Annotated in this window: 7 protein-coding genes; 5 read left to right on the top strand and 2 right to left on the bottom strand. The window is 56.0% G+C overall.

Going from position 1 to position 12,120, the window contains the following annotated elements; genetic code table 11:
- Window positions 1-90 precede the first annotated feature (90 nt).
- A complete protein-coding gene (gene hrpA / locus HQL65_01845) occupies window positions 91-4,005 on the bottom strand; it encodes an ATP-dependent RNA helicase HrpA (protein ID MBF0134956.1) in 3,915 nt (1,304 codons plus the stop codon).
- Between the two features lie 391 nt (window positions 4,006-4,396).
- Here hrpA and HQL65_01850 point away from each other — a divergent pair, with 391 nt between their 5' ends.
- From HQL65_01850 to HQL65_01860, 3 genes are all read left to right on the top strand, one after another.
- A complete protein-coding gene (locus HQL65_01850; protein ID MBF0134957.1) occupies window positions 4,397-5,032 on the top strand; it encodes a rhodanese-like domain-containing protein in 636 nt (211 codons plus the stop codon).
- A 183-nt stretch (window positions 5,033-5,215) separates the two neighbouring features.
- Window positions 5,216-6,955, top strand: a complete 1,740-nt coding sequence (locus HQL65_01855; protein MBF0134958.1) for a hypothetical protein — start codon at window positions 5,216-5,218, stop codon at window positions 6,953-6,955.
- A gap of 293 nt (window positions 6,956-7,248) precedes the next feature.
- A complete protein-coding gene (locus HQL65_01860; GenBank protein ID MBF0134959.1) occupies window positions 7,249-8,088 on the top strand; it encodes a glycosyltransferase in 840 nt (279 codons plus the stop codon).
- Window positions 8,089-8,090: 2 nt separating this feature from the next.
- Here the strand turns inward: HQL65_01860 and HQL65_01865 are convergent, their stop codons facing one another.
- Entirely contained in the window at window positions 8,091-10,397 is a 2,307-nt protein-coding gene (locus tag HQL65_01865) for a DUF115 domain-containing protein (protein ID MBF0134960.1), read from the bottom strand.
- A gap of 254 nt (window positions 10,398-10,651) precedes the next feature.
- Between HQL65_01865 and HQL65_01870 the strand changes: the two genes are divergently transcribed.
- Both HQL65_01870 and secG read left to right on the top strand, forming a co-directional pair.
- The gene (locus HQL65_01870) at window positions 10,652-11,446 is read left to right on the top strand and encodes a triose-phosphate isomerase (protein MBF0134961.1); all 795 of its coding nucleotides are present in this window, start codon (window positions 10,652-10,654) and stop codon (window positions 11,444-11,446) included.
- Between the two features lie 46 nt (window positions 11,447-11,492).
- Window positions 11,493-12,120 (top strand): preprotein translocase subunit SecG (gene secG, locus HQL65_01875; protein MBF0134962.1); only part of this gene is annotated, 628 nt, incomplete at its 3' end.

A 12,120-nucleotide genomic window follows, 5' to 3' on the forward strand; every position in this document is an offset into this window, starting at 1 on the left:
GGGCACAGCCCTTCCTCCTGGACCTCCATCCCAGTTTTTCATTCGTTTTTTTTTTTTTGAAATTAACAAGTTATTAGACAGCCTCTGATATTAAACATCCATGGACGCCAGCCATTTATTGAGCCTTTGCGGTGATACCGGCTGGATGGTCTTCAATTCCTGGGCAAACAGGGAGACCCGAAACTCCTCAAGCAGCCAACGAAACTGCTCTAATTGTGGATGGGTGGCCCGTTGGGTGCGTCGGTATTGCCGCAACCGTTGCTGGCGATCCAAAAAACTTTTCCAGAACGGGGCCAGGGTTGCGGCCCTGTCCCGATCCTTGCCCGGGGCCAGGGCAAACCGTTCCATACGCAACACAATGGCCTGCAAATAACGGGGATATTCGGCCAGCCATGCCGGCGGGGTCTCGGTCAAAAAACCGGGATAGACCAGGTGGGCGAGTTGCTCGCGAATTTCCGGGACAAGGTTGCTTTTGGCGGCGGTGCCGGTCTTGGCCAGGGCAAGCATGATCTGGTGGTGGCGGGTCAGAATATCGGTGACAAGGTGGTGCAACGCCATTGCGGTGGAGAAAAAGGCTTTTGTGCCTTGTGCCAGACAATCGTTGAATTGGCTTTGGGTAGGCACGGGGCAGATTTCGTTAGTGCTGACAATTCCGCTAACGGAATCCCGCGACGCATCTCCCGAACCGGCCAGAAATACCCGCTCCGCCGCCGCCTGAATGATCTCCTCGACCAACGGCTGCGTGGCCCCGGTCTCGGCATAGGCCAGACGCACGGCCTGACCCGGCTGGCACGCCTTGCGCAACTCGCGAATTTGCCGGGATATCTGCAATAAAAACAACCGCCGCAAACCGGCCCGGGTGGTCTCGGCAGCCACCTCCGGGGCATCCAGAAGCACCGTCGCCACCGAATCCCCATCATCACGCAAGGCCGCGTAGGCGTGAATGGTGCGGCTCCCGGCCTGCACGGCCACCATGGCAGGAAAATCCCCAAAATCCCACCGCACAATACCCTGCCGCTCCCAGGGAGTCTCCGGACGCTCCTGAAAAGATTCCCGCGCTTCACGCCCCAAGGTGGCCCGAATCTGATCCAGATCCCGCCCCTGGGCCAGAATCCGGTCACCATCAGGAGCCACAATCATGAAATTCATCCGTAAATGATCCGCCACCCCCTCCGGTCGCCACGCCTCGGGCGGTATGTGGTGCCCCAAAAGACGAAAAATGCGCTCGGCCAAAGCCTGAACCAGGGATGAATGGCCGGGCAGAGGCGTGGCCAGACACCGCTCGACCGTGACCGGCAAAGGCACCAGATGCCGGCGATACCCCTTGGGCAGGGTGCGCAACAAGGCCTGCACCTTCTCCCGCAACATGCCCGGCACAAGCCATTCAAAAGGATCCACCGGCATTTGATTCAACAAGGGAAGAGGAATCCTGACACTGATGCCATCCCCCTCGCTCCCCGGGTTGAAATGATACTCCAAAGGCAACTCCTGACCCTGAATGATGAGATGCCCCGGATAGAGATCCCCGGCAATCCCGGCAGCCCCCTCCTGCAACAGGATTTCACGGGTCAAAAACAGATAATGGGGATCGGTCTTTTCAATCTGCCGCAACCAGAATTCAAAGGCCAATGTGGCATGCACATGCGCGGGCAGACGTTGATCATAAAAATCATGAATTTCCCGATCCTCGACAAGCAGATCACGCCGCCTGGCCTGGTGTTCGAGGGTGCGGATTTCATTCACCAGTTGCTGGTTGTGTTCCAGAAACGGGGATCGCGTTTTCAGGGATCCCTCGACCAGGGCTGACTGGATGAATATTTCCCGGGCCGCTTCGGGAAACAGGGGACCATAATGCACCGCCCGACGCGGCACCACCACCAGCCCCTGAAACGTCACCTTTTCCCAGGCCATCACCTGGCCGAGATCGTTGTTCCAGTGCGGCTCCAGATAACTGACCGAACAGAGCGACGCCGCCACCATCTCCACCCATTGCGGCTCGATCCAGGCACAGGTCCGCGCATAGAGACGGGTGGTCTCGACCAGCTCGGCAGCCACAATCCAGGCCGGCGGCTTCCGGAACAATCCAGATCCGGGAAAGACATGAAATGTCATCTGACGGACGCCGGTAAACTCCCTCCTCTCCACCTTGCAGCCAATGTTGCCCAACAGGCCGGTCAACAGGGATTGATGAATCTCGGCATAACCGGCTGGCACCTCGTTGATGAGAATTCCACTCTCCTTGAGCTGCCGGGTCAACTGCTGGTGAATCTCCTGCCATTCGCGCACCCGGAACGGCGCAAGAAAGGCCTCCTTCAAAAACTGGCGAAATTTGCGTTTGGATTTGGCCTGGGCTGCCCCCTGTTCAATGAATGCCCAGAGTTTCAGGAGGGTCATGAAATCGGACTGGGGATCCTGAAACTGCCGATGAAAATTGTCGGCCTTGTCGCGGGATTCATGGGGGCGTTCCCGGGGATCCTGCACGTGCAGGGCGGCGGCGATGATCAGGACTTCCGCCAGGGCAGCCAGCTTTTGTCCGGCCAGAAGCATGCGCCCCAGACGCGGATCGATGGGCAGTTTGGCCAATTGCCGACCGGTTTCGGTCAGCCGTTCGGCATTGTCGATGGCCCCCAGCTCGCGCAGCAGGCGCAAACCATCGCGGATGGCCTTGGGGTTGGGTCGGTCCACAAACGGAAACCGGTCGGCTGGCCCCAGGTCCAGATCCTTCATGCGCAGGATGACCGCCGCCAGGGAGGAACGCAAAATTTCCGGTTCGGTAAAACGGGGCCGATGGTTGAAATCCTCCTCGGAATAAAGACGGATACAGACACCGGGAGAAAGACGCCCGCAACGTCCCTTGCGCTGATCGGCAGCGGATTGGGAAATTTTTTCGATGGGCAATCGCTGGATGCGGCTCCGGCCACTGAAACGGCTGATGCGGGCCAGACCCGTATCCACCACATGACGAATGCCGGGCACAGTGATCGAGGTTTCGGCCACATTGGTGGCCAGAACAATCCGCAGCCGGTTGGAAGGCTCGAAAATCCGGTTTTGTTCGGTCGTGGAGAGACGGGCAAAAAGCGGCAATATTTCCGTCTGGGGAGGATGGTGCTTGCGCATGGCTTCGGCCAGCTCCCGGATTTCCCGCTCGCCCGGCAGAAAAACCAGAATATCACCCTCCGGCTGCAAGGCGGCCAACTCATCGACCGCCGTCAGGATGGCCTGTTCCAGATCGGGTTCGTCGTCGGCGTTCTCTTCGATGGGGCGTTCGACCGGACGATACCGCACCTCCACCGGATAGGTACGGCCACTGACCTCCACAATGGGAGCGTTCTGAAAATGCCTGGAAAATTTTTCCGTATCCAGCGTCGCGGAACTGATGATGATTTTCAGGTCGGGACGCCGGGGCAGCAGGCGCTTGACGTAGCCGATCAGAAAATCGACATTCAATCCCCGTTCATGGGCCTCGTCGATGACCAGGGCGTCATACTGGGTCAGCAGCGGGTCGGAACGGGTTTCTGCCAAGAGAATTCCGTCGGTCATGATTTTCAGGCAGGCATCCGGCCCGACGCGATCACTGAAGCGAATCTTGAACCCGACCAGCCTGCCGATCTCGGTTTTCAAATCCCGGGCCAGATAGGCAGCGATGGTGCGAGCCGCAATGCGCCGGGGCTGGGTCACCCCGATCATGCCCGCCACCCCCAGCCCCAGTTCCAGGCAGATTTTGGGAATCTGGGTGGTTTTGCCGGAACCGGTTTCGCCGCTCAGGACAATCACCTGATGTTGTCGAATCAGGCGGGCAATCTCCTCCCGGCGTTGGGCCACGGGGAGTTCCTGGGGAAATTCCGGGTGGGGAAGCCGCTGCGCCCGCAATTCCAGGCGTTCCCGGGCGTTGGCCACGGCACGGGCCAACCGACCCAACTGTTCCGGATCCACAGACTCACCACGCCGCAGCCTCTGAACCATCCCCTGAAGTCGGCGCTGAAAATGCAAACGGTCGCCGATCATGCACCGGGGCAGCTCCCCGAACAGACGGTTCAGGGTATCTTGCAAGTTATCCACGGAATTCCAAGCCTGGGTTGATGATGCAAATGATTGAGCAAGTGTCTGAAGTTTACCACAGTTCATCACCTGTTGGCCATTTGATTTCCAAAAATTTCTGGAAATGGCGGGCGGACGGGGCCAAAATTAATTATTAAATAGACTTGTCGCCTGCTGACAGATGGTGGAAAATAGATGGGTGTTGAATCGGGGCGCGTGTCAGTCTCAGAATCAGATTGCCGAGAGTTGTAAACTGGGCAAAAACAAAACAAGCAGCCCTGTTGAATTGACAATGGCGTCTGGTGAGTTCCGTTCTGACCGTTGCCATCAACCTGTCTTACAATGTGGAGGGAATGTCATGATCAGAGGAGTGCGTCAATACTGGTTGTTGGGAGCTTTGGCCGCTGGATTGTTTGCCTCTGCCCCGGCCATGGCCGAGGGAGAACCCGCCGCGGATGGCAAACCCCTGGGGGCTGAAGTGGCCGCCAAGGAACAAGCCTATGCCAAGGGAGTGACCATTCCTCCCTTCAAGTTGGGTGGCATCGAGATCAAGCAGGACCGCTCCAAAGGCGTGCCGGACGATTTCAAGGATCCGGCATCCCGCAAGTGCAAACCGTTCTGCGCCCAGCCGGAAACCATCGAAGGGGCCACCACCGTCAAGGTTGAGGATTTTGCCAAAATGGCCGATGACATCAACGCCGGTAAAATCGTCATCGTGGACATGCGCACCCCGGACTGGTACGCCAAGGGAACCCTCCACGGTGCCATCAACATTCCCTACAGCGATCTGACCGGTGCCGAAACCAAGGCCAAAGCCAAACTGAAAAAAGTGGAAGGCAAAGATGTCATCGCCTTCTGCAATGGCTGGTGGTGCGGCCAAAGCCCAACGGGCATCAAAGCCATGGAAACCCTCGGTTACAAAGGAAAAATCTACTGGTTCCGGGGCGGAAACCAGGATTGGGTTGATGCCGGTCTGGAGTTCCACAAACCATAACCATCGGTTGCAGTCAAGTGACGGCACATATGATCTTCCCCCGGTGGCTGCCAGCCACCGTGGGGAGGGTAGTGTTCGGGTTTATAATTATTAATTTTTATTAAATTTTTAAGGTTTTCAAGGCTTCAATTCGGCATTGAGGGTGGCAAAGGCTCGATCTTTCCCGAGAAGGACAATTGAGACATGAAGAAATTCTTCGCGAGTCTGCGTTTCAAGACCTTGTTGTGGATGATGACGTTGTTTTCGTTCATTATTTTTATTGGCGTGATCGGGTTCAACTACAACTCCATCGGGGTTGTCAATCATCTCTACACGGATTTGTTGCAGGGTCCCATTCAAGCCAAGGAAAAATGGGACATGCTGGGCAGTCATATCCAGGAAGCCGAACGCAACCGTCTCAAATATATGCAGGAACAACAAGCGGGAATCCTGGACCGGGCCAGATCCTTGCTCACGGATGCCAAGGAAGATGCCGCTTCGATGGGTCAGAGCGGCCAGGAAACCGTCCAATTGATCCAGCAGTACGAGGAGAATTTTCTTGCCATGGTGCGCAATCTGGAAGCGAACCGTACCTCCAGGCAGGAAATGTTGAAAGTGCGCAACAAGATGGAATCCCTGATCTATGATGCGGAAAAACCGGCTCTCGAAACAGCCCTGAGCGAGTTTTTGCTCGTGGAAATGACATATTTTGCCGACCGCAAGCCCGAACAGGTCAAATCCATCCTGGTCCTGCTGGACAGATTTTTGCGGGATACCGCCGGTACGGCCAGTGCCAAGGAGATGGGAGATGCCAATGCAACCTACCGGAAAATATTCATCTCCATTGTGGACAATCATGCCGGTGTCCTGAAAATTTCCCGTGACATGGAGAGTTTCGCAGATGCCATCATCGAACAGGTCAAAAAACAGATGGAGGTTGCCAGAACCTCTGTATCCAACGCCTCGACTCTGGCATTGAATAAAACCCACACGGCCCAGAATCACGCCCTGATCTGGACTTCCCTGGGGGTGATTCTGGCCCTGATCATTGCGCGCATATTCGAGCGCACCATTCACCGTCAACTGGGGTGCGATCCCCTGCAATTGGCCAAGGTGGCCCGTTACGTTTCCGTAGGCAATCTGCGCGAGGTATCCCTGGCCGGTGGCTGCCAGAGCAATTTCGGGATCGATTATGACTTGCGCCTCATGTCGAACCGGTTGACCGAAATTGTTTCAAAAATCAGAGCAGCGGCTGACAACTCCACGAGTGGCAGCCATGAACTCTCCCAGACATCGGCGGAAATGTCGGAAGGTGCGGCAACCCAGGCGGAATTCATCAAACAAACCACGGCAGCCATGAATACCATGACCGGGCAGATCCGGCAGAATGCCGACAACGCCGTGCAGACCGAAAAAATTGCCATGCAGGTCGCCCAGGAGGCCACCCGAAGCGGCGAAGCGGTGGAAAAAGCCGTTGATGCCATGAAAAAAATTGCCGGAAAAACGACCGTAATCGAAGAAATTTCCAGGCAAACCAATTTGTTGGCTCTGAATGCCGCCATCGAGGCCGCTCGCGCCGGAGAGCATGGCAAGGGATTCGCGGTGGTCGCCGCCGAAGTGCGCAAACTGGCCGAAAACAGTCAGGCTGCCGCCGGAGAAATCGGCAGACTCTCCAGTGAAACCATGGGCATTTCGGAAGATGCCGGCAAACTGATCCGGCAACTTTTGCCGACAATTCACAAGACGGCGGATCTGGTCAAGGAAATCTCCTCGTCCAGCTCGGAGCAACGCCAGGGGGCCGATCAGATCAACCACTCCATGCACTCCCTCGAAGAAGTGATCCAGCGCAACGCCGAAGCCGCGCACACAATCGCCGAAACAGCCCGGGAACTGACCCACGAAGCCGATATTCTGCATGAGGCCATCACCTTCTTCAAATTGTAGGGTGCGGTTGCCGGGGTGAATCGTACTGGCGTGGAGATCACGATCGGATTGATGTGAGTTGGGTTGGTGCAGGCAAAAAGTTGGGGCAGTGGGGTTGGCATTGGCATGGAGCGGGCAGGAGGGATTGACGAAGAAAAAATGGCGTAAAAATTGCTTTATTTTCCTGAAGCAAAATTTCTGTGTCATGGTTTTTGCACAGGTATTGACGGCTCGTCTTGCAGAGAACCCGCAGAAATTTTTCAATGACCCTCTCAAATGGCTCGAACACAGGAAAACTCAACAAGGTGAACGCCATGCAAGAAACACTTCGGGACGGACTCTCTGCCGTCATAATCGGTCGTAACGAGGAAAATTTTTTACCAAGAACTTTGCCTCCTCTGCTCGATGTCGCAGATGAAATCATCTTCGTCGATACGGGATCTGACGACCGCACTATGGATATTGCCGAAGAATTTGGGTGCAAAATTTTTCGCCAACCCTGGCAGGACGATTTTTCCGTTCCCAAAAATTTTGGGATTGATCGGGCCAGACACAGTTGGATCCTGAATGTGGATTGTGACGAAGCCCTGGATACCCAACCCAAAACCCGGGATAAATTTGCGGAAAAATGCCTCGGTGATGCCGAAGGCAAACCGGTTTTCATCATCCATATTGACAATCTGCTGGCCAATGGTACGGTCAAACGCCAGGATGCCATGCGCTTGTTCCGCAATGATCCCCGGATTCGATTCCAGAATCCGATCCACGAATCGGTGTGCAATTCGGTCTACCAGAACTGGCCTGAATTCAGGCCCGAAAAACTCGATATGCGTTTGACCCATTTTGGGTATCAGCAGGACAGCAACAAGGAAAAGCTGAAACGCAACATTGCCATTTTGCGGGCCTGGATGGCACGGGAACCCGACAATATTTTCGGCAACTACAAACTGGGCATGAATCTGCATTTTCGCGGCAACATCAGCGAAGGGTTGTATTTTCTTGGACGGGCATTCGACCTGGTCTGCAAGGTGAAAGACCGGTCCAGCTATCCCTTCCTGAAGGAGATGATCCCCTTCTATATCAATGAATTGATTCAAGATGGCCGGTCAGAGGACGCAAAGAGCGCCCGGGATACGGTTCTGGGTTGGGAGTGACCTCAGGCAGGCCAGATCGGTACCAGTTGTGCGGCAAGGTCGTCGGCCACTTGCACAAAGTCGTGACGCTGTTGGGCATCGAGGATGCGGGCGAGGAGGGGATTGATCTGTTCCGGGTCGATCCCCGCCTTGTTTTCCAGGCGCCATAGGACACAATCGATAAATCTCTGCATCGCTTCCCCCCCTTCGGCGTCACGCCCCTGACGGAAAAAGCGAATCGTCTGTTGCAGATGACCGGCACAATCGTCGGGATGAATCTGCAAGGCCTGTTGCATCTCCCGGCGTAGCGTAAACAAGGCGTGACGGGCCATGGCAACGGCAGTTTTTGCCTGATGGTTCCAGAATATTTCCAGGGCTTGAGAAAAATATTCCCGGGTTTCACTCCAGGAACCGCTGCATGCTGTCAGATTGCCCAGATCCATGAGACAGCGCGCATCTTCCAGGGGGAGGGGTTTGGCCTGTTTTTCGGCCAGGTGCAGACCTGCCCGGACTTCGAGCAATTGTTGCCGGGCGGCCCGCATGCGGCCATGGTGGCGCAAAAATTCTGCCACCACGCGCCCGGTACGGGCTTTTTGCCGGGCGTCGCCCAGGGCATAGGTCATGGATCGGGTCTCTTCCAACAGGCCGGCAGATTCTTGATAGCGTCCACTCTGCATGTGACTCTGCGCCAGAGAGCGCAAAGCCAGGATGCGCAAGGCCAGGCCCTGTTGATGCGACAAGGGCAGGGATGTGGCCATGGCCAGGGCGGCTGTTGCCAGCTTTGTGGCTTGATCACTCCTGTTTCGGTGGAGACAGACGGACGCTGCGCCGCACTGAATGGCGATCTGCTCCCCTGCATCCTGGTCGGGTGTCAGGCGTTCGAGAAGATCGAACAAAGAGGCTTCGGCCTGCGTATATCGATAGACAAGCAGATCTGTATCGGCCTGTTGCAAGCGGGATTGAATGTTCATCGACGCGAACGAGTGCAAAACGGGGAAGTGCAAGGGAGGAACTTTGCCGGCAAAGTCGGGGAGGGGAACGATGCTGTCTGCATCCCCATGACAGATTCCCTCGATGTTCGCCCCCCGACGGCTCAGATTGAAAAACACGACTTCCGGGTGGCTCCGCACATAATCTTCCAATTCCAACAGGGCACAGGACAAGGCCGGTGATGAGGCGACTTCGCCTCCCTGGCCATCCGGGAGCATGGTACCGGGATCAACCCGGACATTCCATTTCATGGCCGGGCAACCTGTCACATGACTTGTTCCCCCGGGAAAGGAAAAATCCGCTCCGGCCAGAATCACATGCGCCGCACCCATGCGCACCGCCAGATCCACCGCCGGATGCAACACACTGCCGGACGCATGCAACACGACCTGTCGGCGTCGTTGCCGGATATCCTCATAAATGGGCGATGCAGAACAGGCCAGATAGCGGGGACCGGGCCACTCTTGGAGGAGTGATGGATCGGCAGCCGGAAAGTATACCAGGGGAACCCGTGCCAGGGCCTTGTCACCCTGGAGATCTTGAAACAGAGTCAAAACAATGGGCTGGTGTTCCAGGGAGACCACGACATCAGGCAGTATTCCCGCCTGTCGCAAGGGAATCAAGGCACCATCGACGGCAATCAGGGGTGTTTCTTGCGAACGGCTGGCCAGACGGGCAAAATGATCGCTCAGGGTGGGACCGGCTCCGGCTACCAGGATCGTTCCTCCCGGATGTGTTCCAAAAAGGGCATCGATCCCGGGATCGTTCTGGATGACATCCTTGTTTTGACGAATTTTTTCCATCAGCAGGGGATGTTCCAGGAAGCGCCGGTCTGAATACTCTTTTTCGATGGACATGCGAACCCGGGCTGCCCATCTTTTGGCTGCCCATTCCGGTCCACTCAGGCGCAACGCCACGGGTATTGCCGCAAAAGGTTTTTGGACTCCATCCATCTCCTGCCAGATCAACAGTTCGGTGCGGGGATCGGCCAGCCATGTCCGATGGTCCATCACTTCCAGGATTTGGCGAAACAGACCGATATTGAGCAACACCACGGTCAACCGGGTGATTTCGGGTCGGGCCAGGAGAGTCTGGGGAAGGTGATGTCCACCCAGACCATAAATGAAGGCTGTCGTACTGCCTGTTGGCACATTGTCTGCCAACAAGCGTGCTTCGCCCCATGGATCGATCTGACTGAAAAGGCGCAGACCATCCACCAGCACGCCTGTACCATCCTGGACCCATTCCACACGATGTCGAGAGGAGGCCTGGCAGCAGAGACGCCATACATTCGGCCATCGCTGCCGAATGATCGGAATATTTGTCTCCCAATGGATCATGTCCGAATCCACCCATTCTCCGTGCAAGAGAATACAACTTGAAAGTACATGAAAATAAAATAGTATTTGCTACAACCTCAATATATTTCACCCTCCGTCGTCACCCCATCGCCCCCGGGACAATGCCCCGCAATGAATTTTTGGGCAAGGGATTTCCCAAAATCCATTGACTTGGAGGGGATTGTTCATATAATGACACGCTTCGTTAAAGACCTGTTGTTGGAAACAGAAGATATCATTGCGAGGCCATGCCAATGCGACGTCGTCCATTAATTGCTGGAAACTGGAAAATGAACGGGCTGATCGAAACCGCCCAGGAGCTGGTGGAGGGGATCGGCATCGGAGTCTCCGGAAGGGAAAGAGAAGGGAAGTTGCAGTGTGAAGTCCTGGTCTGTCCCCCTTTCACCGCCATTCAAACCGTCCACCAGGCCGTGAGTGCCAAAGGGTACACCATCAAGGTGGGTGGACAAAACATGGACATTGAAGGCCCGGGGGCGCGTACAGGTGAAATCTGCGGCATCATGTTGCGGAATGTCGGCTGCCGCTATGTGATCCTCGGTCACTCCGAGCGCCGTCAGTTTTTTGGTGAAACCAATGAGATTGTTGCGAAAAAGGTTGAATCCGCCTTCCGTGACGGACTCATCCCCATCGTCTGTGTCGGTGAGGAACTCAAGGATCGGGAGGCCAACCGCACCATCGATGTGATCCGTCCGCAACTTGAAGCTGTCATGCCGAAGCTTCCCGAAGAGACCGCCAAACGGAATACCCTCGTCGTGGCTTATGAACCGGTCTGGGCCATTGGCACCGGCAAGAATGCCACCCCTGAGCAGGTCCAGGAAGTCCATGCCTTCATCCGCAAATTCCTGGCTGAAAAACTGGGTGCCGACACGGCCTCCAAAATCCGCATCCTCTACGGCGGGTCCATGAAGCCATCCAACGCCGCCGGCCTTCTGGCCCTGGAAGATGTCGATGGGGGGTTGATCGGTGGTGCCGCTCTGAAGGCCCAGGACTTCCTGGCCATCATCGACGCCAATCCGGCATCGGATTGATCGAGTATCTGTTCCTTATGATGTTCCATAGCAGCGGAGTCCTTGCATGACACTGATCCTGACCGTGATTCACCTCCTCGTGGCCTTCGGGATCATCTTTGTCGTGCTGGTCCAAAAGGGAAGCAGCGCCGATATGGGGGCCGCTTTTGGAGGAAGTTCCCAAAGCCTGTTTGGTGCCCGTGGTTCCGGAAGCTTCCTGGGGAAAGTGACCGCATTTCTGGCCACGGTCTTCATGTTGACCAGTCTTTCCCTGGCCTTTTTTACAACACGGTCCACGACAACCGACTCCGTCATGAAAGGGGGGGCCGCCAGGCCCCCTCAGCAACAATCCCCCGCCAATTCCACATCCAAGGCCAAAGATGCCAAAGAGGGGGGGATTCCCGCCGCAACAGGCGCACCCGCTACCGATATTCCGGTTCCGGCAAAAGCCCAGGAACCCGAAAAAGGGAAAGAGGGTGCAGGACAACAGCCTGAATCGCCGGTTGGCAATAAGCCAGTCCCGGCTTTTGCAGACAGCCCGATCACCATCCCAACACCACCCAAGAATGCAACGCCGCCTATAAGCGTTCCTGCTTCTCCAACGCCTTCCAAAAAGAGCGATTCCGCTTCTCCAACGCCTTCCAAGAGCGTTCCTGCCCAGTCAACACCTTCCAGGAGCGTTCCTGCCAAGGAGG

This window comes from Magnetococcales bacterium, from assembly GCA_015228935.1.
Lineage (GTDB): Bacteria > Pseudomonadota > Magnetococcia > Magnetococcales > DC0425bin3 > HA3dbin3.